General features: G+C 72.6%; 18 protein-coding genes. 6 read left to right on the top strand and 12 right to left on the bottom strand.

Annotated elements, in window-relative coordinates; genetic code table 11:
• Positions 1–264 precede the first annotated feature (264 nt).
• Positions 265–948, top strand: a complete 684-nt coding sequence (locus SCAB_RS24545; RefSeq protein ID WP_037722598.1) for a bifunctional DNA primase/polymerase — start codon at positions 265–267, stop codon at positions 946–948.
• Between the two features lie 232 nt (positions 949–1,180).
• On the opposite strand, the gene SCAB_RS24540 is transcribed toward SCAB_RS24545, so the two are convergent.
• The 3 genes from SCAB_RS24540 to SCAB_RS24530 all read right to left on the bottom strand — a co-directional run bounded on the left by SCAB_RS24540 (position 1,181) and on the right by SCAB_RS24530 (position 6,147).
• Entirely contained in the window at positions 1,181–2,455 is a 1,275-nt protein-coding gene (locus tag SCAB_RS24540; RefSeq protein ID WP_013002763.1) for an IS30 family transposase, read from the bottom strand.
• 74 nt (positions 2,456–2,529) lie between these two features.
• Entirely contained in the window at positions 2,530–3,387 is an 858-nt protein-coding gene (locus SCAB_RS24535) for an alpha/beta fold hydrolase (protein WP_013002762.1), read from the bottom strand.
• 2,067 nt (positions 3,388–5,454) lie between these two features.
• Positions 5,455–6,147 (bottom strand): metal-dependent transcriptional regulator, encoded by a 693-nt coding sequence (locus tag SCAB_RS24530; protein ID WP_013002761.1) that lies wholly within the window; start codon positions 6,145–6,147, stop codon positions 5,455–5,457.
• 399 nt (positions 6,148–6,546) lie between these two features.
• Here SCAB_RS24530 and SCAB_RS24525 point away from each other — a divergent pair, with 399 nt between their 5' ends.
• From SCAB_RS24525 to SCAB_RS24510, 4 genes are all read left to right on the top strand, one after another.
• A complete protein-coding gene (locus SCAB_RS24525) occupies positions 6,547–7,308 on the top strand; it encodes an SIS domain-containing protein (RefSeq protein ID WP_013002760.1) in 762 nt (253 codons plus the stop codon).
• 189 nt (positions 7,309–7,497) lie between these two features.
• On the top strand, positions 7,498–8,991 hold the full coding sequence (locus SCAB_RS24520; RefSeq protein ID WP_013002759.1) for a PAS domain-containing protein: 1,494 nt from the start codon (positions 7,498–7,500) through the stop codon (positions 8,989–8,991).
• A gap of 80 nt (positions 8,992–9,071) precedes the next feature.
• Positions 9,072–9,713 (top strand): maltokinase N-terminal cap-like domain-containing protein, encoded by a 642-nt coding sequence (locus tag SCAB_RS24515; protein WP_013002758.1) that lies wholly within the window; start codon positions 9,072–9,074, stop codon positions 9,711–9,713.
• Between the two features lie 440 nt (positions 9,714–10,153).
• Positions 10,154–11,182 carry an isopenicillin N synthase family dioxygenase gene (locus SCAB_RS24510; protein WP_013002757.1) on the top strand — a complete coding sequence of 343 codons (1,029 nt, stop codon included), beginning with the start codon at positions 10,154–10,156 and terminating at the stop codon, positions 11,180–11,182.
• A 16-nt stretch (positions 11,183–11,198) separates the two neighbouring features.
• Here SCAB_RS24510 and SCAB_RS24505 read toward each other — a convergent pair whose 3' ends face one another.
• Positions 11,199–12,302, bottom strand: coding sequence for a citrate synthase 2 (locus tag SCAB_RS24505; protein ID WP_013002756.1), 1,104 nt, complete (start codon positions 12,300–12,302; stop codon positions 11,199–11,201).
• A gap of 155 nt (positions 12,303–12,457) precedes the next feature.
• Between SCAB_RS24505 and pdxH the strand changes: the two genes are divergently transcribed.
• A complete protein-coding gene (gene pdxH, locus SCAB_RS24500; protein WP_049875882.1) occupies positions 12,458–13,087 on the top strand; it encodes a pyridoxamine 5'-phosphate oxidase in 630 nt (209 codons plus the stop codon).
• Between the two features lie 7 nt (positions 13,088–13,094).
• Here pdxH and SCAB_RS24495 read toward each other — a convergent pair whose 3' ends face one another.
• The 8 genes from SCAB_RS24495 to SCAB_RS24460 form a co-directional block, all read right to left on the bottom strand.
• Complete coding sequence (locus tag SCAB_RS24495; protein ID WP_013002754.1) at positions 13,095–13,811, bottom strand: TetR/AcrR family transcriptional regulator; 717 nt, start codon at positions 13,809–13,811, stop codon at positions 13,095–13,097.
• Positions 13,808–14,554, bottom strand: coding sequence for an enoyl-CoA hydratase family protein (locus tag SCAB_RS24490; RefSeq protein WP_013002753.1), 747 nt, complete (start codon positions 14,552–14,554; stop codon positions 13,808–13,810). Before SCAB_RS24490 ends, SCAB_RS24495 begins: the two co-directional genes overlap by 4 nt.
• Positions 14,551–16,119: a 4-coumarate--CoA ligase family protein gene (locus SCAB_RS24485; RefSeq protein WP_013002752.1), complete on the bottom strand. Its 1,569-nt coding sequence runs from the start codon at positions 16,117–16,119 to the stop codon at positions 14,551–14,553. The genes SCAB_RS24490 and SCAB_RS24485 overlap by 4 nt, the downstream gene beginning before the upstream one ends.
• Positions 16,120–16,340: 221 nt before the next feature.
• Positions 16,341–17,504, bottom strand: a complete 1,164-nt coding sequence (locus SCAB_RS24480) for an acyl-CoA dehydrogenase family protein (protein WP_013002751.1) — start codon at positions 17,502–17,504, stop codon at positions 16,341–16,343.
• A gap of 110 nt (positions 17,505–17,614) precedes the next feature.
• A complete protein-coding gene (locus SCAB_RS24475; RefSeq protein ID WP_013002750.1) occupies positions 17,615–19,465 on the bottom strand; it encodes an acetyl/propionyl/methylcrotonyl-CoA carboxylase subunit alpha in 1,851 nt (616 codons plus the stop codon).
• A 5-nt stretch (positions 19,466–19,470) separates the two neighbouring features.
• Entirely contained in the window at positions 19,471–21,069 is a 1,599-nt protein-coding gene (locus SCAB_RS24470) for an acyl-CoA carboxylase subunit beta (protein ID WP_013002749.1), read from the bottom strand.
• Positions 21,066–22,820, bottom strand: a complete 1,755-nt coding sequence (locus SCAB_RS24465; protein ID WP_193789226.1) for an acyclic terpene utilization AtuA family protein — start codon at positions 22,818–22,820, stop codon at positions 21,066–21,068. Before SCAB_RS24465 ends, SCAB_RS24470 begins: the two co-directional genes overlap by 4 nt.
• Before the next feature lie 68 nt (positions 22,821–22,888).
• Positions 22,889–23,686 carry a TIGR03084 family metal-binding protein gene (locus SCAB_RS24460; RefSeq protein WP_037722801.1) on the bottom strand — a complete coding sequence of 266 codons (798 nt, stop codon included), beginning with the start codon at positions 23,684–23,686 and terminating at the stop codon, positions 22,889–22,891.
• Between the last annotated feature and the right edge of the window lie 56 nt (positions 23,687–23,742).

Genomic DNA, 23,742 nt, shown 5'->3' with positions numbered 1-23,742 from the left:
AGTTGACGTGTCCTCAGTGGCCGATTCCTCTCGCATACGTGTACCCATCTGGCGAAAGGATCCGGCCTCGAAGATCAATGCCCCGCCGACATACCGAAGATGCGAGACATACCAGGATTGCCGGGGTAAACACGGATGCTGTACCCCACACGTGGCTACCCGGCTCACTTCGTGATCCCGCCCGCGCGCCCCCGCCCGTGCGCCCATGCGCCCCGGGCCGATCGGCGATGCTCTCCCCCGCGCATGTGATTTCCGTAACCCCTGATGACCGCTAGAGTTGTGTTCATCGTGGAAGAGACCATCGCGGGCCCTGAAGCTGCCCACATCCCGAAGCAGCGCGGCGAATCGCTGCTGGACACCGCCGTTCGATACGCCGAAGAGCGCCACTGGGACGTGTTCCCCGGTACGTGGCTGGAAGCCGTCGACGGGGTGCAGCACTGCTCCTGCGGCAGCACGGTGTGCGCCGCCCCCGGCGCGCACCCGGCGCGCGAGGACTGGGCGACCCAGGCGACCGGCAGTGCGACCGTCGCACGCCGTCTGTGGTCGAAGCAGCCCACCGCGTCGATCCTGATGCCGACCGGCCACACGTTCGACACGATCGACGTGCCCGAGACGGCCGGTCTGCTGGCGCTGGCCCGCATGGAGCGCATGGAGCTGACGCTCGGCCCGGTGACCTGGACGCCGGACCGCCGGATGCACTTCTTCGTGCTGCCCGGCGCCTCCGTCAAGGTCCCCGATCTCGTACGGAAGTTGGGCTGGTCGCCGCTGGCGCTCGACCTCAAGGCGCTGGGCGAGGGCGAGTACGTGGCGGCTCCGCCGACGCGGTACGGGTCGCGGGGGGCCGTGCAGTGGGCCCGGCGCCCCACACCGGCGAACCGGTGGCTGCCGGACGCGGAGGAACTGATCTCGCCGCTCGCCTACGCGTGCGGCAGGGACGGACGTCGCTGACTCTCCACGCCGACGGTGAGATGCGGGGCGTGACGACCGCCTTCGGGATCGGCGCGGGGAGCAAGGGCACGCCCACCGCGGACAGTTGAGGCTTCCGGGAGCCATATGGCTTGCGTGAGAACCCTGTTGGGTCACCCGCTGGGTCACCTGTCGGGTCACCACTACGACGACGAGGAAGGGCCCCGGAGCGATGGCGAATTCCAGGGGTCGATGCAACACCGTGGTGAGTTGATCAAGCCGCGATCAGTTTAGACAGACGCTCGGCTGGGGTTTCCCAGCCGAGCGTCTTGCGTGGGCGGCTGTTGAGTTCGGCGGCGACGGCGTCCAGGTCCTCGCGGGTGTGCCGGGACAGGTCGGTGCCCTTGGGGAAGTACTGCCGCAGCAGGCCGTTGGTGTTCTCGTTCGAGCCGCGCTGCCAGGGGCTGGCCGGGTCACAGAAGTAGACCGGGATGTCAGTCGTGACGGTGAAGTGGCGGTGGTAGGCCATCTCTGTTCCCTGGTCCCAGGTCAGGGACCGCATCAGGTGTGGTGGAAGCGTCTGGACGGTCTGCGCGAGCGCGGCGTTGACGGCGGCGGCTCCGTGCCCTTGGGGTAGATGGACGAGCATCAGGTAGCGGGTGCTGCGTTCGACGAGGGTGGCGATGGCGGAGCGGGAGTTGCTGCCGACGATGAGGTCGCCTTCCCAGTGGCCGGGAACGGCTCGGTCGGCAGCTTCTGCGGGACGTTCGCTGATCATGACCATCGGGTGCGGGAACCGCTGCCTGCGGCTCGCTGCCTGCCGGTGCGGCCGGCGCATCGCGCGTCCCGTCCGCAGCGCGCGGGTCAGTTCCCGCTTCAGCTCACCGCGGCCCTGGACGTAGAGAGCCTGGTAGATCGTCTCGTGGACCACGTGCATCTCCGGCCGGTCGGGGAAGCGCCTGCGCAGAGCGTGGCAGATCTGCTCCGGGCTCCACCGCAGGGTCAGGTGGTCCTGGATGAAGTCACGCAGTTCTGGGTTCTGCCCGATCCTGCCGGGCTTGGGCCGCGGCTTGCGCTTGTTCGCGCGGCGCTGGGCGGCGTGCGGGCGGTAGGACCAGGTGCCGGCCGGGTGGACGGTGCGGTTGCGTCGGATCTCCCGGCTGATGGTGGAGGGGCTGCGGCCCAGCTCGGCCGCGATCGTCCGGATGGATGCCTTTTCCCGCAGCCGGTCGGCGATGTGGATGCGGTCTGACTCGCTCAGATACCGGGACGGGCCGACCGGTTCGAGCGCTTCCGCAGGCAGCGGCGGCACTACTTCACGGGGCTCCCACGGGAGTCCCGTGTCGACGATGGGCGCGTACGCCTTCTTCTTTCCGGATGCCTGCCGGCCGTAGCGCCATCGCGTTCCGGTGCGGCGGTTGATCCCGACGATCCGGCAGGCTTCCGTGTTGCTTTTCCCAAGATCCACGAGCCGAAGGTATTCCTCCCGCTCGCGGGCCAGAGGCTTGCGGCCGTAGTTACCCCGCTCTTCCCGAATCTCGAAGTCCATCGCACCCCTTGAGCTGGGGTGTTGCGACGACCACTAGAACGGAAGGATACGGGGCCATTTCACTTCGTCCGGGGTCAGTCCGCGAAGCCGTCCAGGAACGGCTCTATCGCCGCGCGCCACGCGTCCGGCTGGTCGTAGTGGACGAGATGGCCCGCGTCGGCGACCTCGGCGTACTGGCCGTGGGGCAGCACGCGGACCATCTCCTGGGACTCGGCGCGGCCCAGCTCGCCGTCGAGACCGCGGACGACGAGCGCGGGGCAGCGGACCTGGGTCAGCTCCTCCCAGTGCGCGTCGTACACCCACGTCTCACGGGTCTTCAGCATCTGCTCGGGGTCGAAGACGGGCCGCCAGCCGTCGGGGCCCTCGTGCATGACCTCGGCGTAGAACTCACCGCGGGACGGGCTCGGACGCTCCACCCAGGGGTCGTCCTCGCCGAACCACTTGCGGACGTCGGCGAGCGTGGCGAACGGCAACGGCCATGCCTTGAACCAGTTCTCCCACTCGCGCTGCGAGGCGGCGCCCAGCGCCGAGGCCCGCATGTCGCAGATGATCAGGCCGCGCACCAGGTCCGGGCGGCGGGCGGCCAGCTGCCAGGCGGTCAGGGCGCCCATGGCGTGGCCGATGAGGACGACCGGGCCGAGGCCCAGCTGCTCGACGGCGGCCTCGGCGTCCTCGACGTAGGCCTCCCTGGTGTAGGCGGCCTGTTCCGGCTTCGCGCTCCGGCCGTGGCCGCGCTGGTCCAGTGCGACGGCGCGGTGCCGTTCGGAGAGCCAGCGGGCGGTGGGGGCCCAGTGGGAGGCGCGGCCCATGAGGCCGTGCAGTAACAGCACCCCCGGCCGGGGCTCGTGTTCACCGGACTTGGGCGGTTCGTCGAACTCCCAGGCGGCGAGACTCACGCCGTCCGCTCCCGTCACGTCGATGCGCCGCACCATTGGCACCCCCCAGACTCCCGCCCGGACCGCTCGCTCCCGCCTCGTGTACCCATGTCGAGCCGGTCGGTCCACTCGTCCCACCTGCTGTCGTTCCGCTGTTCCGCTGCTGCCCTTACCGCTGCCCTTACTGCTTCCCCGCCGCATCCGCCGTCGCTCCCGCCGCTGTCACCCTGTGCGCGCCGCCCGGACGACGGGCACTTGTGTTACAGCGTGCATATCGGTTGACACGTTACGTGTGGGGTGTGCGCATCGGTTATGGCACGAGTCACGCGGCGCCACGCCGTACACGTTATCGAATACACGTTCGAGGATGCCGCTCCCGGCGCCAACACCCCTCATTCGAGTGACCTCCCTCAGGGATTGCCCGCCGTCGCCGAGGGGAGATCTTCAACGGGAGGCGGACCGCTCGGGGACAACGGTCCGAGGGGGATGACCCTGGGAGCTCGGGGCTCCGGGTCAGCACAGGGGAGGACAGGCCCCGGCGCCGAGTGGCGCCGGGGCCCTCCTCACGTCCACGGCACATCACGCCCTGCCCCCTCCCCTGCCACCGGAGATCCGCCGTCTCGGGCGGCCAAGAGCCCCTCAGGTCATATGCCTCACGCGCAAGCCTCGCATGCGAACGGGTTGCGCGCTGCGATTCCGCGCACTGAATCTTCGATTCCCCGGCATCCCGAACGCGGACCCCGCCCGTCCACAACTCCCCCTCCAGAAACGGGAGTTGGCAGGTGGCACGGACACCCGCCGACACACCCGGAACAACGACGACCAGAAGCCGCCAGAAACCGGCACCGACGACCGAACTCGGCCGGTACACGACGCCGACGGCCGGAATCCGCCGGTGCGGCACGCGTCGGCACGAGCCCCGGCCCGGCGGCGATCAGGACCAACCGATGAACGGCAGCGGGCACCCGGCGCCCCGGCACCCTCAGCGGCGAGGTCCGCGCGGCACGGCCCCCTCGGCGGCGAGGTCCGCGCGGCACGGCCCCGCGTGACGTGCCGACGGCATCGACCGCCACCGGCCCGGAACCCGCAGTGCACCACACCGGTCGGTACGGTCCCGGCACCGCCGTCGGCCAAGGCGGCGCCCGACGGTTGGGGACAGGCGGTGCACGGCGCCCGGCGGCGCGAGCCCGGCACCTTCGGCCGGCGAGGGCCAGCAGGGCACCGCCCCGCGTGACGTGCCGACGGCATCGGCCGCCACCGGCCCGGAACCCGCGGTACACCGCACCGGCCGGTACGGTCCCGGCACCGCCGTCGGCCAAGGCGGCGCCCGACGGTCGGGGACAGGCGGTGCACGGCGCCCGGCGGCGCGAGCCCGGCACCTTCGGGCGGCGAGGGCCAGCAGGGCGCCGCCAGGCGTGACGTGCCGACGGCATCGACCGCCACCGAGCCCGGAACCCGCGGTACACCGCACCGGCCGGTACGGCACCGCCGTCGGCCAAGGCGGCGCTCGACGCGGCACTCGACGGACGGGGACAGGCGATGCGCGGCGCAAACCCGGCGCCTTCGGCGGCGAGGGCCAGCAGGGCGCCGCCAGGCGTGACGTGGCGACGGCATCGACCGCCACCGGCCCGGAACCCGCAGTGCACCACACCGGTCGGTACGGGCCCGGCACCCCCGACGGCCATGGCGAAGGGCGGCCGGGCTTCGGCGCGGCGGGATCGGCCTACGTCGGCGGCCGGGATCGGTCGGTGCGGGGGACGGCCCTCGGAGGCGGGGCCGGAGGTCGGCGGCGCGCATCGGGTGGGCCGTGCGGCGGTGCGGGACGCGGCATCGGCCTGGGCCGGGGGCGGGATCCGCCGGCGCTCGGTACCGGTCCCGGCGCCCTCTTCCGCCGGGGAGGAAGGAAGCCTGACGGCGCGCGGCGGCGCGGGTCGGCGGCCGGAGGCGGGCAGGGTGTGTGGCGCGGGCGGCGCGGGGTCCCTGCCCCGGCACCCGTCGGCGGCGGGGCAGGGCGCCGCGCGTGCGCACCCGGTGGGGCAGACGGCCGCACCGGTACCGGTGCGGCCGGAGGGCGCCCCTACCGCCGCCGGGACGGTAGGGGCGAGGGCGGTTTCGGTTGGGGGGTCAGCGCTTGGCGACGAACACGTGGGAGGCCACGTCCGCCTCCAGCTCCGCCGCCTCGCCGCCGCTGCCCACGAGGACACCGCCGGCCGCCTCCGTCACGCTCACCACGGAACCGGGCTGCACGCCCGCGCGGCGCAGCGTGTACATCAGCTGGGCGTCCGTCTGGATCGGCTCTCCGATCCGGCGTACGACCACGGTCTTGCCCTCGGTGCCCGGGTCGAGGTCGGCCAGCGACACCATGCCCTCGTCCAGGAAGGGGTCGGCGCCGTCCTTCTCGCCCAGCTCCTCCAGACCCGGGATCGGGTTGCCGTACGGCGACTCGGTGGGGTGGCGCAGCAGCTCCAGGACGCGACGCTCGACCGCCTCGCTCATCACGTGCTCCCAGCGGCACGCCTCCGCGTGCACCTGCTCCCACTCCAGGCCGATCACGTCGACGAGCAGACACTCCGCGAGGCGGTGCTTGCGCATCACGCGCGTGGCCAGCCGACGGCCCTCCTCGGTCAGCTCCAGGTGACGGTCGGCGGCGACGCCCACCAGGCCGTCGCGCTCCATGCGCGCGACCGTCTGGCTCACCGTCGGGCCACTCTGGTCGAGCCGCTCGGCGATCCGGGCACGCATGGGGACCACACCTTCCTCCTCCAGCTCGAGGATGGTGCGGAGATACATCTCCGTCGTATCGATCAGTCCGGACATACGTGCCCCTCGATGAGATCCAGCCGGAGGCTTCGACGGCCATACCGGCTTGCTGCGGCTTGCTGCGCTGGCCCTGGACCCAATTCTTACGCATCCGACCGACAACCGGGTGGTGCCGGGGGAACGACGGCGGTATGACTCGTGCCGAGTGGCCGATTTATGACCTGACGCCCCTTTCCGGCGGACCTTCCGGTCCGAGGGCGAGCGGTTGCGGTCCAGGGGCGTCCGGTTCCGGTCCGGAGGCGGACGCGGATCGCGCACGACCGGTCGGCGGTACCGCTCACCCGCAGCCGTATTGACACCTCACTGGTCCAGACCTTTAACGTGATCCGCGACACCCGGGACCCGGGATCAGGGACTCGGGACTCAGGACTCGGCTGAAGGCGAAGGGGTCGGCGCATGGGGCTGGACGGCGGCACGGCGGGTGGGCGGTTCCTCGACGCGGCGATCGGGCTGCTGGAACGCGTACGGGACGAGGAGGCGGAGACGGTCGTCGCGGCCGGCGAACTGATCGCGGACACCGTCGCCGACGGCGGCCGCCTCTTCGCGTTCGGGGCCGGCCACTCCTCCCTCGCCGCCCAGGACCTCGTCTACCGGGCCGGCGGCCTCGCCCTGATGAACCTGCTGGCCGTCCCCGGCACGCTCGGCGTCGACGTACTGCCCGCGACGCTCGGCTCCGCACTGGAACGGGTCGACGGACTGGCGACCGCCGTCCTCGACAACAGCCCCCTGCGCGCCGGCGACCTGCTGATCGTGATCTCCCTCTCCGGCCGCAACGCCCTGCCCGTGGAGATGGCGGCCCACGCCCGGGAACGCGGGGTGAAGGTCATCGGCCTCACCTCCGTCGCATACGCCACGGCGACGACTTCACGCCACTCCTCCGGCACCTTCCTCAAGGACCACTGCGACCTCGTCCTCGACTCGAAGATCGCGGTCGGCGACGCCGAACTCACCCTCGACACCATCCCCGCCCCCTTCGCCCCGGCCTCCACCGTCGTCACCTCCGCCCTCCTCCAGTCGGTCATGGCCACCGCCGCCGCCTCCCTCGCGGACCGGGGCATCGAGCCGCCCCTCCTCCGCTCCGGGAACGTCGACGGCGGTCTCGACTGGAACGACCGCATCATGCGGGAATACGGAGATCGCATCTTCTACCTGCGCTGACTGAGCAACCGGGTTCGTGGGAACGTTGAGAAGGGTGAGGAGGAAATCCCGCGAACAACGATTTCGTCCAAATCTTGCGTGAACCAGATGTGGGCTGGGTCACGTTCGAGTTGAATGATGGCCAGTGAGCGAACCGACGCGCCGTACACGCCGTACACGCGGACGTAACGCAGCCTGCAGGGGGTTCAGGTGAGTGCTTCCCGGCGTCGTGGGACCACCGACGAGCTCGGACCCGACGAGCCCGAGCGGAACGGTCCCACGGACGAGAACGCGAAGGACGCCGTGGACACCGACGCCGACGGCACCGACGGCACGGTGGACGGCGAGGACACCGACGGCACCGGAAGGACGGACTCCGGTGGCTCGGACCTCCTCGCCGCCCTGCTGGACGGGATGGACGCCGCCCTCTGCGCCTTCGACGCCGACGGCGTCGTCACCCACTGGAACCGCGAGGCCGAACGCATCCTGGGCTGGAGCGCCGAGGAGGCGGTGGGCCGCCGCGGCTTCGCCGGATGGGCCGTACGGACCGCCGACGCCGAGGAGATCGAGGCGCGGCTGATGGCCGCCATGCACGCCGCCGGCCGGCAGGTCCACGAATTCGCCCTGGTCACCAAGGACGGCGGACGCGTCCTCGTCCGCACCCAGTCCGCCGCCGTACGCGGGCCCGACGGCAAGCCCGCCGGCCTGTACTGCGCCTTCAGCGAGGTCCACGCGCAGATCGACCTCGAACGGTCCATCGCCCTCAGCGAGGCCCTCTTCGAGGACGCGTCCTGGGGTGTCGTCCTCGTCGACGCCGACCTGCGCCCCGCCGTCGTCAACGCCCACGCGGCCCGCTCCCTCGGCATCGGCCGCACCTCCGTCCTCGGCCGTCCCCTCGGCGAACTCCTCGCCCAGGGCGTCGAGGAACTGGAGAGCGCCCTCACCCACGTCCTCGCCGAGGGCGCCCCGCCCGCACCCGCCGAGATCTGGGTGGGCGTGCGCACCCCCGAGGGCGAGAAGCGCCGGTGCTGGCGCAGCGGCTTCCTGCGGCTCGCCTCACCGCTGGCCGAGGAACCGGTTCCCCTCGGCGTCGGCTGGCTCTTCCAGGACATCACCGAGTCCAAACACGGCGAACAGGAAGCCGCGCAGCTCCGCTTCCGCGTCAACCAGCTGCACCGGGCCGCGCGCGCCGCCGCCGAGTGCGAGGACCCCGGCGAGGCCGCCACCGTCCACCTCGACTTCGCCCTCGCCGGCTTCGCCGACCACGCCCTCATCGACCGGGTCTCCGGCGGCTCCCTCACCGACGGCGAAGGCCCCGCCCGCCTCGTGCGCGCCGCCGCCACCCCCTCCGGCCGGCCCGGCCCCAGCCACCTCGCCGGCCACGCCGGCATCCCCGTCCGCTACAGCCCCGGCCACCCGGCCCTGCAAAGCGTCGACCGGGCCGGCTCCGTCCGCGCCAGCGCCGGCACGGCCGCCCCGGAAGCGGCCCGCGAGTGGGCCACCGGACGCCAGTGGCCCCCGGAGACCGTGCACGCCCTCTGCGCGGTCCTGCGCAGCCGGGGCCGCACCCTCGGCGTGGTCACCTTCCTGCGCACCGCCGGCCGCACCCCCTTCGAACGCTCCGACGCGACCTACGCCGAGGCAGTCGCCCTGCGCATCGCCTCCGCCCTGGACCTGGAAGCCCTGGAGAGGTCGTCGCAGTAGGAGCAGCAGCAGATGTGCGGGTCCCCGTCAGAAGAAGTAAGGGCTCGCGCCCGCTGATCGTCCCGGCGGAGAATCCCCGCATGGCTGTCATCCACCACACCACCCTGAAGCCCACCAAGCTCGAACTGCTGACCTCCTGGCTGCCCACCCGCCCCTGGTACACCGGCGGCCCGGACGCCCCGGTACTGTCCCGGGCCGGCGGCTTCCGGCTCGACGACCCCGAGGGCGAGGTCGGCATCGAGTTCATGGTCGCCACCGACACCTCCGGCCCGGCCCCGGTCCACTACCTGGTCCCCCTCACCTACCGCGGCGCCGAACTCCCCGACGCGGCCCACGCCCTCGTCGGCACCATGGACCACGGCGTCCTGGGCAAACGCTGGGCCTACGACGGCTGCCACGACCCGGTGCTGATCACCCAGCTCCTCGCCCTCTTCGAGGGCCGCACCGAACCCCAGGCCCAGAGCCTCACCGACACCCCTGACCACGAGGTCACGCGGTCCTGCGAGGGGGACGGCCCCCTGCCCGCGCCCGCCTCGTCGGCCACCGACACCGCCGAGGGCACCGAACTGAAGCTCGGCCCCGGCGCCCTCGTCCTGCATCTGAACCGCGTCCTCCAGGCGGGCCCTTCCGGCCTGCCGTCCTCCGTGAAGGGCCAGGTCACCGGCCATTGGACGCTGCCGGACGGCACCCGGGCACACGGGGTCTTCGCCGTCCTGCGGTAATTCCTCGGCAATCCCCTCGGAAAATCACTTGAGCGTCCTCGGAGCGCTTCCTAGGGTGTGCGGTACACGAGAGAGGAGGTGGTTCGGCAGATGTATTGCAACCGGACGCGTGAGGTGGCTGCGGGCTAGCGGCCCTGCACCACACACAGTGCGGTGCCGGACCAGCACGCGTCGAACGTGCAGCCGGCCCAATCTCAAGCAGTCACCCGACCCGCAGGCTCGCCGGTACGTCCGGCCGGCTTCTTCGCCCTTGGGCGGAGGGACCCAGAGTCTGCGGGTCGTCTGCGTTTCTTAGGGCGCAGTATGCTTTCACCATGCTTCCGATACTCGTTCGACGCCGGCACGTGGACTTCGTGCGCGTCACGAGCATGGGCTGTCGGCCTTCCGTCTGACCTCGGAACCCGGCCCCCAGCACGCTTCTCCCACCTCGGACGCATCTCATGACGAACTCAGCGACGGCATCGTCGTCCCTCCAGCTGCCCCTCATCGATCTCTCCGCCGCCGATCGCGGGCCCGAGGCGCGGGCGCTGCTGCACGCGCAGTTGCACAGTGCCGCGCACGACGTGGGGTTCTTCCAGCTCGTCGGCCATGGGGTGAGCGAGGAGGAGACCCGGCGGCTCACCGGCGCCATGCGGCGGTTCTTCGCCCTGCCCGAGGCCGAGCGGCTCGCCCTCGACAACGTCAACTCGCCGCATTTCCGAGGGTACACGCGCACCGGCGACGAGCGGACGGGCGGCAGCCGGGACTGGCGGGACCAGCTGGACATCGGGGCCGAGCGGGCCGCGCGTCCGCCGGGCGACGGCGAGCCCGCCTACTGGTGGCTGCAGGGGCCCAACCAGTGGCCCGCCGCCCTGCCGGAGCTGCGGGAGGCCGCTCTCGCGTGGATCGACCGGCTCGGTTCCGTGGCGCAGCGGCTGCTGCGTGAGCTGCTGGTGTCCATCGGGGCGCCCGCCGATTTCTACGACCCGGTCTTCGGGGAGCGGGCCCATCCGCATCTGAAGCTGGTGCGGTATCCGGGGAGCTCGGGGGACGGCGCCGGTCAGGGGGTGGGGACCCACAAGGACTACGGGTTCCTGACGCTGCTGCTGCAGGACCAGGTCGGCGGGCTGCAGGTGGAGCGTGCGGACGGGCTGTTCCACGACGTGCCGCCCGTTCCGGGGGCGTTCGTGGTGAACCTCGGGGAGTTGCTGGAGGTGGCGACGAACGGCTATCTGCTCGCCACCCGGCACCGGGTGGTGAGTCCGGCCGGGGCGACCGAGCGTTTCTCGGTGCCGTTCTTCTACAACCCGCGGCTCGACGCGCGGGTCGAGCCGCTGGTCTTCCCGTACGCGTCCGTCGCGCCCGGGGTGACCGACGATCCGGGCAATCCGCTGTTCGCGGAGTACGGGTTCAACGAGCTGAAGGGGAAGCTGCGGGCGCATCCGCTGGTCGCGGAGCGGCATCACGCGGGGCTGCTCAGCCCCGCGTGACGGTAGGGCCCGTGTTCTAGTGCGCGGCGATGTCGGCGTAGCCCGCGATCTCCTGGGGGCTGCGCGCGGGCGGGCCCACGTAGCGGGCGGAGGGGCGGACGAGGCGGCCGGTGCGCTTCTGTTCGAGGATGTGCGCGGACCAGCCGGCGGTGCGGGCGCAGGTGAACATCGAGGTGAACATGTGGGCCGGGACCTCGGCGAAGTCGAGGACGATCGCGGCCCAGAACTCGACGTTCGTGGCGAGGACCCGGTCGGGGCGGCGGGCGTGGAGTTCGGCGAGTGCGGCCTTCTCCAGGGCCTCGGCGACCTCGAAGCGGGGGGCGCCGAGGTCGCGGGCGGTGCGGCGCAGGACGCGGGCGCGGGGGTCCTCGGCGCGGTAGACGCGGTGGCCGAAGCCCATGAGGCGTTCGCCCTTGTCGAGGGCCTGTTTGACGTAGGCGTCGGCGTCGCCGGTGCGTTCGATCTCCTCGATCATGCCGAGGACGCGGGAGGGGGCGCCGCCGTGCAGGGGGCCGGACATGGCGCCCACGGCTCCGGAGAGGGCCGCCGCGACGTCGGCGCCGGTGGAGGCGATGACGCGGGCGGTGAAGGTGGAGGCGTTCATGCCGTGTTCGGCCGCGGAGGTCCAGTAGGCGTCGACCGCCGCGACGTGCTTGGGGTCGGGTTCGCCGCGCCAGCGGATCATGAAGCGTTCGACGACGGACTGGGCCTTGTCGATCTCGCGCTGCGGGACCATGGGGTGGCCCTGGCCGCGGGCGGACTGGGCGACGTAGGAGAGGGCCATGACGGCGGCGCGGGCGAGGTCGGCGCGGGCCTGCTCCTCGTCGATGTCCAGGAGGGGTTTGAGGCCCCAGACCGGGGCGAGCATGGCCAGTGCGGACTGGACGTCGACGCGGATGTCGCCCGAGTGCACGGGGATGGGGAACGGCTCGGCGGGCGGCAGGCCGGGGCGGAAGGCGCCGTCGACGAGCAGGCCCCAGACGTTGCCGAAGGAGACGTGGCCGACCAGGTCCTCGATGTCGACGCCGCGGTAGCGGAGCGCGCCGCCCTCCTTGTCCGGTTCGGCGATCTCCGTCTCGAACGCGACGACTCCTTCGAGCCCGGGTACGAAGTCGGACATCAGGCGGCTCCTCTTGATGTGTGCGACAGGGGGTTCCAAAACCATACGCCTGAGTGCCAGGTTTGGGGAGTGTCTGCGGCACTCAGTGCCACTTCTCTTCCGATGAACCGTCGATACGGCAGGATGACCATGTGAACGATCACGACCCCGCTGTCATGCGCAAGCAGTACCGCGCGGACGGTCTCGACGAGAGCGAGCTGGCCGGCGACCCGATGGAGCAGTTCGCGCGGTGGTTCGGGCAGGCCGCGCGGGAGGGCGCGGTGTTCGAGCCGAACGCCATGGTCGTGTCGACGGCGGACGCCGAGGGGCGCCCGAGTTCCCGTACGGTGCTGATGAAGGCGTACGACGCGCGGGGCTTCGTCTTCTACACGAACTACGGCTCCCGCAAGGCCCGTGACCTGGACGAGAACCCGTATGTCTCGCTGCTCTTCCCCTGGCACGGGATCGCCCGCCAGGTGATCGTGACGGGTACCGCGCAGCGGACCGGGCGGGACGAGACGGCGTCGTACTTCCGGACCCGGCCGCATGGTTCGCAGCTGGGGGCGTGGGCCAGCGCGCAGTCCTCGGTGATCTCCTCGCGGGCCGAGCTGGACGCCGCGTACGAGGAGTTGCACGCCCGCTATCCGGAGGGCGAGCAGGTTCCGGTGCCGCCGGACTGGGGCGGTTTCCGGGTGACGCCGCGGACGGTGGAGTTCTGGCAGGGGCGGGGGAACCGGCTGCACGACCGGCTGCGGTACGCGGCGCAGGCGGACGGGTCGTGGCGGGTGGAGCGGCTGAGTCCGTAGGACCCGGTCACGGGGGCGGCCCCGGGGTCCCTCGGCCCAGGGCGTCGTCCAGCAGGGCCGCCCACTGGGCCACCACCCTGTCCCGGCGGCCGGAGTCGTCGGTGAGGAGGTTGGCGAGGCCGAGGCCGCGGGCCATGTCGAGGAGGCCCTGCACGGTTTCGCGGACGCCGGGGACGGTCTCGTCGGCACGCAGCAGCTCGACGGCGATGCGGTGGGTCTCGCGGCCGACCCGGGCTTCGAGTTCGGTGACGCGGCAGCGGAGCTGCTCCTCGTCGGAGGCGGCGACCCAGAGGTGGAGGGCGGCCCGGAAGAGGGGGCCGGTGAAGAGGTCCACGACGGCGGCGACGACGGCCCGGCGGTCGGCGGTGCCCTCGGGGAAGAGGGCGCGCAGGGCGAGGGAGCGTTCCTCGGCGACGTATTCGACGGCGGCGGTGAACAGGTCCTCGCGGGTGCGGAAGTGGTGCTGGGCGGCGCCCCGGGAGACCCCGGCGCGTTCGGCGACGACGGAGACGGTGGAGCCGGCCCAGCCGTGTTCGGCGAGGCAGGACACGGCGGCTTCCAGCAGCCGCTTGCGGGTGACCCGGCTGCGGTCCTGCTTGGGTCCCCGGTCCGCCACCGGGCCGGCGTCGGTACCCGTGTCGGTCTCGGCGCCGGTCTCGGCGTCGAAGCCGGTGTCGGTCCCGGCGCCGGTCTCGGTCCCGCCGGACGCGCCCACCGCGTTCACAGCACCCATCCCGGTTCCCGTCTTTCGAGGAAGGCCGTCATGCCCTCGCGGGCGTCGGCGGAGGCGAACAGCCGGGACGAGAGCCGGGTCAGTTCGCCCGCGTCCTGGTCGAAGTTCTCCAGCACCTTAGCCGTGAGCAGGTGTTTCGTCTCCGCCAGGGCCCTGGGTGAGGCCCGGCGCAGTCCGTCGAGGACGGGTGCGAGCACGTCGTCGACCTCGGCGCCCGCGTCGGTGATCAGCCCGATGCGGGCGGCTTCGGCGGGGCCGAAGCGCTCGCCGGTGAGGTAGTAGCGCGCGAGGGCGCGCGGGTCGGTGCGGGGGCGCAGGGTGAGCGAGATGACGGCGGGCGCGACCCCGATGCGGACCTCGGTGAGGGCGAAGGTGGCCTCGGGTCCGGCGGCGGCGATGTCGCAGGCCCCGAGCAGGCCGAGGCCGCCCGCGCGGACGTGCCCGGTGACCCGGGCGACGACGGGCTTGGGCAGTTCCAGGAGCAGGCGCAGGAGAGCGACCAGGGCCGCCGGGTCGGGCGGGTCGCGCAGGTCGGCACCGGCGCAGAAGGTGCCGCCGGTGTGGGTGAGGACGACGGCTCGTACGGTGTCGTCCTTGCCGCACGCGTCGAGGGCGTCGCGGAATTCGGCGACGAGGGCGGCCGAGAGCGCGTTGCGGTTGGCCGGGGAGTCGAGGGTGAGGGTGGTGATGCCCCGGTGGTGCGCGGTGCGTACGAGGGGGTGGGGGTCCGTCACAGGCGCTCCCTGAGTTCGCGGCGGAGGATCTTCCCGGAGGTCGCGCGGGGCACGGTGTCGACGAAGGTGACGTGGCGGACGCGTTTGTAGGGGGCGACGCGTTCGGCGACGTACATCATGATCTCGCCCTCGGAGAGTTCGCGGTCCGCGGGGCGGCGGACGACGAAGGCGTGCGGGAGCTCGTTGCCGTTGTCGTCGTAGTGGCCGATGACGGCGGCGTCGGCGATGCCGGGGTGGGTGACGAGGAGTGCTTCGAGTTCGGCGGGGGCGACCTGGAAGCCCTTGTACTTGATCAGTTCCTTGACGCGGTCGACGACGTACAGCCAGCCGTCGGCGTCGGTGTGGCCGATGTCGCCGGTGGAGAGCCAGCCGTCGGCGTCGATCATGTCGGCGGTGGCCTCGGGGCGGCCCAGGTAGCCCTTCATCACCTGAGGGCCGCGGATGACGATCTCGCCGGGTTCGCCGGGGCCGAGGTCCTTGGCGGGATCGTCGAGGGAGACGATCCGCATCTCGGTGCCGGCGATGAGCTTGCCGACGGTGCCGGGGGGCGCCGAGGCGGCCCGGTCGAGGGGCACGATGTGGGAGCAGGGCGAGAGTTCGGTCATGCCGTAGCCCTGGACGACCGGCGGCAGACCGAGGCGGGCGGAGCAGGCGGTGGCCAGCGTCGCGTCCAGGGGCGCGGCGGCGGACAGGATGTGCCGGACCGAGGTGAGGTCGTGGCGTTCGGCCGCCGGGTGCTTGGCGAGGGCGAGGACGATCGGCGGGGCCACGTAGAGGTGGGTGATGCGGTGGCGGGCGATCGCCGCGAGGTAGGTCTCCAGGTCGAAGCGGGGCAGGACGACGACCGTGGCGCCGCGCCGCAGCGGGGCGTTCATCAGGGCCGTGAGGCCGTAGATGTGGAAGAACGGCAGGACGGCGAGGACGCGGTCGCCGGGGCCCACCGGTATCAGGGGTTCGAGCTGGGCGAGGTTGGTGGCGATGGACCGGTGGGTGAGCATGACGCCCTTGGGGACGCCGGTGGTGCCGGAGGAGTACGGCAGGGCCGCCACGTCCGTGGCCGGGTCGAGGGCGACGTCCGGTTCGGGGGCGGTGGAGGCGAGCAGGTCGATCAGCGAGCGGTGCCCGGGGGCACTGTCGCAGACGAAGATCTCCCGTATGCCGCCGACGCGTTCGGCGGCGGCGCGGGCGGTCTCCAGGAGCGGGGAGACGGTGACGATCCAGCTCGCCCCCGAGTCCCGGAGCTGGGTGGCCAGCTCGCCCGGGGTGGCCAGCGGGTGCACGGTGGTGACCGTGGCACCCGCGCGGGTGGCCGCGTAGAACGCCGTCGGGTAGGCGATCGTGTTGGGGCTGTGCAGGGCGAGTACGTCCCCCTTGCGGACGCCCGCCGCGGCGAAGGATGCGGCGAGACGGCGGTGGAAGCGGTCCACCTGCTCGTAGGTGAGGGTGGTGCCGTCGACGCCGTCGATCAGTGCGGGCAGCTCGCCGAACTCGGCGGCCCGGGCCAGTACGGCGTCGTGGATGGGGAGGTCGAGGGGCGGGACGTCTGCGTACTCGCTGCGGAACACGGTTCCTCCAGGGCGACCGGATGCGGGGCCCAGGCCGGTGCGGCCCAGGTCGTGTCCGCAAAGTCCCGTCGTCCGCCCGGAGGGCGGGCCCTGCGGCGTCTGGTGCGTGCTCTCGGCGTGCCGGGCGTAGGCCCTCGTACTGGACGTACTTGGGTCTGCGCCCGGTGCGGCGAGAGTGCGTGCCAGGCGTCGCGGGGCAGACGGGACTTTGCGGACACGGCCTAGTACGACTTGGGCAGGCCCAGGGTCTGGTGGGAGACGTAGTTGAGAATCATCTCCCGGCTCACCGGCGCGATACGGGACACGCGGGCGGCCGTTATCAGCGAGGCAAGACCGAACTCGGCCGTGAGGCCGTTGCCGCCGAGGGTGTGCACGGCCTGGTCGACGGCCCGCACGCACGCCTCGCCCGCCGCGTACTTGGCCATGTTGGCGGCCTCGCCGGCGGCCGCGTCGTCGCCGATGTCGTAGAGGTGGGCCGCCTTCTGCATCATCAGGCGGGCCAGTTCGAGTTCGATGTGGGACTGGGCGAGGGGGTGGGCGATCGCCTGGTGCGCGCCAATGGGCTCGCGCCACACGGTGCGGTCGCGGGCGTACTCGACGGCTTTCGCGAGGGCGTACCGGGCCATGCCGATCGCGAAGGCGGCCGTCATGATCCGCTCGGGGTTGAGGCCGGCGAAGAGCTGGAGCAGTCCGGCGTTCTCGTCGCCGACGAGGGCGTCGGCGGGAAGCCGGATGTCGTCGAAGGTCAGCTCGAACTGCTTCTCCGCGGCCCGGAGTTCCATGTCGATGGGGCGGTACTGGAAGCCCGGGGTGTCCGTGGGGACGATGAAGAGGCAGGGCTTGAGGGTGCCGGTGCGGGCGTCCTCGGTGCGGCCGACGACGAGGACGGCGTCCGCCCGGTCGACGCCGGAGATGAAGACCTTGCGGCCCGTGAGCAGCCAGTCCCCGGTCTCGTCGCGGCGGGCCGTGGTGGTGATGCGGTGGCTGTTGGAGCCGGCGTCGGGTTCGGTGATGCCGAAGGCCATGAGGCGGGTGCCGTTGGCCAGCGCGGGCAGCCAGGTCCGCCGCTGGGCGTCGGTGCCGAAGCGGGCGATGACGGTGCCGCAGATGGCCGGCGACACGATCATCATGAGCAGGGGGCAGCCCGCGGCGCCGAGTTCTTCCAGGACGATGGAGAGTTCGGCTATGCCGCCGCCTCCGCCGTCGTACTCCTCGGGGAGGTTGACGCCCAGGTAGCCGAGTTTGGCGGCCTCGGCCCAGAGTTCGTCGGGGTGGCGGCCTTCTTTGGTGGTCGTGGCGATGTAGTCGCGGCCGTAGCGCTTTCCGAGGGCGGAGACGGCGGCTCGGAGGGCTTTGTGTTCTTCGGTTTCGAGGACCGGGGACATCAAGGGCTCCTAAGGGGGGAAGTCCCATCGTTGTTTGGAGGGTGCGGGTGAGTTGTGGCTTGTCGCGCCCGCGCGGCGGAGCCGCATATCGATACAGCCCCGCGCCCCTTTTAGGTGGGCTGATGCTCGACCAATGCCAGAAGGGCGCCCACCTCTACTTGTTGGCCGGGTACAGCGTGCAGTGCCGTCAGGGTGCCCGTCGCCGGGGCGGTGATCTTGTGTTCCATCTTCATCGCCTCCAGCCAGAGGAGGGGTTGGCCCGCCTCCACCGTCGAGCCCTGCTTCAGGCCCTCGGCCACGCGGACGACCGTGCCCGGCATGGGGGCCAGGAGGGAGCCGGGGGCGTGTGCGGTGGTGGGGTCGGGGAAGCGCGGGAGGACGGTGAGGGTGGTGGCGTCGACGTGGACGCGGTCGCCGTACCGTGCCACCTCGAACGTCCGCCGTACGCCGTCCACTTCGAGGACGACGCGGCAGCCGTCGGCGTGGACGACCCGGACGCCGTCCGCCTCCGGGCCGGTCCGGGTGTGCCGGTAGCGGACCTCGTGCTCCTCCCCCGCCATGAGGTACCGCTTGACCTGCGGCCGGGAGGGCAGGTTGCGCCAGCCGCCGAAGCGGGGGTCGCCGGTGGCGGCGGCGTCGGCCAGGGCGGCGGCCAGCGGGGCGTACGGGTCGGGGGCGGGGTCCGTGAGGCCGGTGAGGTGGCGGTCGTAGAAGCCGGTGTCCATGCGGGCCGAGGTGAACTCCGGGTGGCGCAGGGAGTTCACCAGCAGGGCCCGGTTGGTGGCCGGGCCGTGGATCGTCGCCCGTTCCAGGGCGCCCGCCAGGGCGCGGACCGCCTCCGCGCGGGTGGGGGCGTGGACGACGGCCTTGGCGAGCATGGGGTCGTAGTGGACGCCGATCGTGTCGGCGTCCTCGTAGCCGGTGTCCAGGCGGACCCCGGGCACGGACAGGCGGTGCAGGGTGCCCGTCTGGGGGGCCCAGTCGCGGGCCGGGTCCTCGGCGTACAGGCGGGCCTCGATCGCGTGGCCGCGTGCGGGCGGGGGGTCGGCGGGGAGGGCGTGGCCCTCGGCGACACGGATCTGTTCGGCGACCAAGTCGAGGCCGAAGACGGCCTCCGTGACCGGGTGTTCGACCTGGAGGCGGGTGTTCATCTCCAGGAAGTGGGCGTGGCCGTCGGCGACGAGGAACTCGACCGTGCCCGCGCCGGTGTAGGAGACGGCCCGGGCGGCGCGTACGGCCAGGGTGTGGAGTTCCTCGGTGAGTTCGCCGGAGAGGGCGGGGGCCGGGGCCTCCTCGACGACCTTCTGGTGGCGGCGCTGGAGGGAGCAGTCGCGGGTGCCCAGCGGCCAGATCGTGCCGTGGGTGTCGGCGAGGATCTGGACCTCGACGTGGCGGCCGTTCTCGACGTAGGGCTCGACGAAGACCTCCCCGTCGCCGAAGGCGCTCGCCGCCTCGGCGCGGGCGCTCTCCAGCGCCGCGTCCAGGTCGTCGAGCCGGCGGACCACGCGCATGCCGCGTCCGCCGCCGCCCGCGGCGGCCTTCACCAGGACGGGCAGGTCGTCCTCGGTGACCTTGTGGAGGGGGGCCAGACCCATGAGTTCCTTGGCGCGGGTCTTGGAGGCCATGGCCTCGATCGCCTCGGGAGGCGGGCCGATCCAGGTGAGGCCCGCGTCGAGGACCCGGCGGGCGAAGCCGGGGTTCTCGGAGAGGAAGCCGTAGCCGGGGTGGACGGCGTCGGCGCCGGCCGCGAGGGCCGCCTTCACGACGAGGTCGCCCCGCAGATAGGTGTCGGCGGGGGCCGCGCCCGGCAGTCGTACGGCGGTGTCGGCCGTGCGCGTGTGCAGGGCGGTCCCGTCGGCGTCGGAGTGCACGGCGACCGTCCGGATGCCCAGGTCACGGCAGGTGCGGAAGATCCGGCAGGCGATCTCGCCCCGGTTGGCCACCAGGAGGGAAGTAATCATGGGCCTCACATCCGGAAGACGCCGAAGCCACCGCGCGCGCCCTCGTAGGGCGCGGTGTGGATCGCGGACAGGCACAGGCCGAGCACGGTACGGGTGTCGCGGGGGTCGATGACCCCGTCGTCGTACAGCCGCCCGGACAGGAACATCGGCAGGGACTCGGACTCGATCTGCTGCTCCACCATGGCGCGCAGCGCGGCGTCCGCGTCCTCGTCGTAGGGCTGCCCCTTGGCCGTGGCCGACTGGCGGGCCACGATCGACAGGACGCCGGCGAGCTGCTGCGGGCCCATCACCGCCGACTTGGCGCTGGGCCAGGCGAAGAGGAAGCGGGGGTCGTAGGCGCGCCCGCACATGCCGTAGTGGCCGGCGCCGTAGGAGGCGCCCATCAGGACGGACAGGTGGGGCACCCGGCTGTTGCTGACCGCGTTGATCATCATGGCGCCGTGCTTGATGATGCCGCCCTGTTCGTACTCCCTGCCGACCATGTAGCCGGTGGTGTTGTGCAGGAAGAGCAGCGGGATGTCGCGCTGGTTGGCGAGCTGGATGAACTGGGCCGCTTTCTGCGACTCCTCGCTGAAGAGGACGCCGCGGGCGTTGGCGAGGACACCGACCGGGTAGCCGTGGAGCGCGGCCCAGCCGGTGACGAGGCTGGTGCCGTAGAGGGGCTTGAACTCGTCGAAGTCGGAGGCGTCCACGATCCGGGCGATGACCTCGCGGGGGTCGAAGGGCGTCCGCAGGTCGCCGGGGACGATGCCCAGCAGTTCCTCCGGGTCGTACTTCGGCGGGGCGGCCGGGGCCGGATCGGCGTACGCCTTGCGGTGGTTGAGGCGGGCGACGACCCGGCGGGCCTGGCGCAGGGCGTCCTGCTCGTCGACGGCGAAGTGGTCGGCGAGGCCCGAGGTGCGGGCGTGCATCTCGGCGCCGCCCAGCGACTCGTCGTCGCTCTCCTCGCCGGTGGCCATCTTGACCAGCGGCGGGCCGCCGAGGAAGACCTTCGCCCGCTCCTTGACCATGATCACGTGGTCGGACATTCCGGGGACGTAGGCGCCGCCGGCGGTGGAGTTGCCGAAGACGACGGCGACGGTGGGGATGCCGGCGGCGGACAGCCGGGTGAGGTCGCGGAAGATCGCGCCCCCGGGGATGAAGATCTCCTTCTGGGAGGGGAGGTCGGCCCCGCCGGACTCCACCAGGCTGATGCAGGGCAGACGGTTGGCGAGGGCGATGTCGTTGGCCCGGAGGGCCTTCCTCAGGCTCCACGGGTTGCTCGCGCCGCCGCGCACGGTCGGGTCGTTGGCGGTGATCAGGCACTCGACGCCCTCGACGACGCCGATACCGGTGACGAGGGAGGCGCCGACCGCGTACTCGCTGCCCCAGGCGGCGAGCGGGGACAGCTCCAGGAAGGGGGTGTCCGGGTCGAGGAGCAGTTCGATGCGTTCGCGGGCGAGCAGTTTGCCGCGCCCGCGGTGCCGGGCGGTGTACTTCTCGCCGCCGCCCGCGAGGGCCTTGGCGTGCTCGGCGTCGAGGGCGGCGAGCCGGGCGAGCATGGCCTCGCGGTTCACGGCGTGCTCGGGGGCGCCCGGGTCGAGGGCGGAGCTGAGGACGGTCACGGGTGTACCTCCGCGGGGTCCGGGCGGTCGGCGGCGGGCGCTCGCAGGAGCGTCACCGGGATGTCCAGGTGGCGGGAGCGCAGCCATTCGCCGAGGGCCTTGGCCTGGGGGTCGAAGCGGGCCTGCGCGGCGACGCCCTCGCCGAGGATGCCCTCGACCACGAAGTTGAGGGCGCGGAGGTGCGGGAGGACGTGCCGGGTCACCTCCAGGGTGCCGCTCTCCGGGATCAGCTGCCGGAACCGGTCCACGGTCAGCTCATGGGCGAGCCAGCGCCAGGCCGCGTCCGTCCGGACCCACACGCCGACGTTGGCGTCCCCGCCCTTGTCCCCGCTGCGGGCCCCCGCGACCAGCCCCAGCGGGGCGCGCCGGGCGGGACCGGCGGGCAGCGGTTCCGGCAGGGGCGGCTCGGGCACGTCGTCGAGTACGGCGGTGTCGAGGGCCGGGGGTACGGGGATGCGGCGGCCGTCGTCGAGGACCGCCGTGTGGGCGGCCTCGCCCTGCGGGACGTACGCCGCCTCGAAGACGCCGTAGGGCGTGCCCTTGCCCGGTGGGGCGAGCACGTGGAAGCCGGGGTAGCTGGCGAGCGCCAGTTCCACGGCGGCCGCGCCGAGCGCCCGTCCGGCCTTCTCCGGGTCCTGGTCCCGGACGACCAGCCGCAGCAGCGCGCTCGCGGTCTCCTCGGTCGGGGCGTCGGGCCGGTCGGTGCGGACGAGACTCCAACGGGCCTCGGCGGGCGGGGACTTGGCGAGCGCGTCCGCCATCTGGCGGCGGACGAGGCCGGCCTTGGCGTCGATGTCCAGCCCGGTCAGCACGAAGACGATCTCGTTGCGGAAGCCGCCGAGCCGGTTGACGCCGACCTTGAGGGTGGGGGGCGGGGCCTCGCCGCGGACGCCGTGGACACGGACGCGGTCGGGCCCGTCCTGGGTGAGTCTGACCGTGTCGAGGCGGGCGGTGACGTCCGGTCCCGCGTAGCGCGCGCCGCCGGTCTCGTAGAGGAGCTGGGCGGTGACCGTGCCGACGTCGACGAGGCCGTCGGTGCCGGGGTGCTTGGTGATGACGGCCGAGCCGTCGGCGTGGATCTCGGCGAGCGGGAAGCCGGGGCGGGTGGCGCCGGCCTCGCCGAAGAAGGCGTAGTTGCCGCCGGTGGCCTGCGTGCCGCACTCCAGCACGTGCCCGGCGACGACCGCGCCCGCGAGACGGTCGTACTCGCCGGGGCCCCAGCCGAAGTGGGCGGCGGCGGGCCCGGTGACCAGGGCAGCGTCCGTCACCCGGCCGGTGACCACGATGTCGGCACCCTCGCGCAGACAGGCCGCGATGCCGAAGCCGCCGAGGTAGGCGTGGGCGGCGAGGCTGCCGGGGTGCAGGACGGTACGGTCGTCGCCCTCGACGTGCGCGACGCGGACGGGGACGCCGAGCCGGCCGGCCAGCTCCCGTACGGCGTCGGCGAGTCCGGCGGGGTTGAGCCCGCCGGCGTTGGCGACGATCCGGACGCCCCGCTCCCGCGCCAGGCCCAGGCACTCCTCCAGCTGGCGCAGGAACGTGCGGGCGTACCCGGCGGCGGGGTCCTTCAGGCGGTCGCGGCCGAGGATGAGCATGGTCAGTTCGGCGAGGTAGTCGCCGGTGAGGACATCGAGTTCGCCGCCGGTGAGCATCTCGCGCATGGCGTCGAAACGGTCGCCGTAGAAGCCGGAGGCGTTGCCGATGCGGAGGGGGGTGGCGGGGGTGGCGGGGGCGGCCGGGGTCCGCGCCACCGCCGTCGCTGTCGTCGCCGCCGTCGCTGCCTTCTCTTCTGTCACCTCCGCCACCTCCGTCGCCTCCGTCACCGGGTGGTCCCCTTCGGTTCGCGTCCCGCGCCCGGGGGGCCGGCGAACGCCTGGGCGATGTCCAGCCAGCGGTCGGCGTCGGCACCCTCGGTGTGCAGGGCGAGATCGCCGCGGTGGGCGCGCTGGGTGACCAGGAGGCAGAAGTCGAGGGCGGGACCGCCGACCCGGTCGGTCGCGTCCTCGGGGCCGTACGTCCACAGCTCGCCGCCGGGGCTGGTGAGTTCGACGCGGAACTCCTCGAACGGCGGGGTGAGCCCGTGCACGCCGAAGGCGAAGTCGCGGGTGCGGATGCCGAGCCGGGTGATGTGGCGGAGCCGGTCGCCGGGGGCGATCCGGGGGACTCCGAGCGCGTCGGCGACGTCCAGGCCGTGGGCCCAGGTCTCCATGAGGCGGGCGGTCGCCATGGAGGCGGTGGACATGGGCGGGCCGTACCAGGGGAAGCGCGCGCCCTCGGGTGCCGCGCGCAGGGCGTCCTCCAGGGCCGCGCGCCCGGCCCGCCAGTCCGCGACGAGCCGCTCGGACGGTTTTCCGGCCCCTTCCTCCGCGCCGCGGTCCACGAAGTCGCCGGGTGCCGTCAGCGCGCTCTCGACCTCACGGGCGAAGGCGGCCTGGTCGGTCACGGCCAGCACGGAGGAGTGGTCCGTCCAGGCGAGGTGGGCGATCTGGTGGGCGACGGTCCAGCCGGGTGCGGGCGTCGGGAGCGCCCACTGCTCTGGACTCAACTCGGCGACGAGCAGGTCGAGTTGGCTGCTCTCGGCATGGAGGTCGTCGATCACGGGCGTCGGGTCGGCCATGAGGGGGAGCATGACAGCGACGGAATAAACAATCAAGCATGCTTGCATTTTTGAGG

Origin of the sequence: Streptomyces scabiei 87.22 (genome assembly GCF_000091305.1) — a bacterium.
GTDB lineage: Bacteria > Actinomycetota > Actinomycetes > Streptomycetales > Streptomycetaceae > Streptomyces > Streptomyces scabiei.
This window is presented reverse-complemented; position numbering and strand designations above follow the sequence as displayed.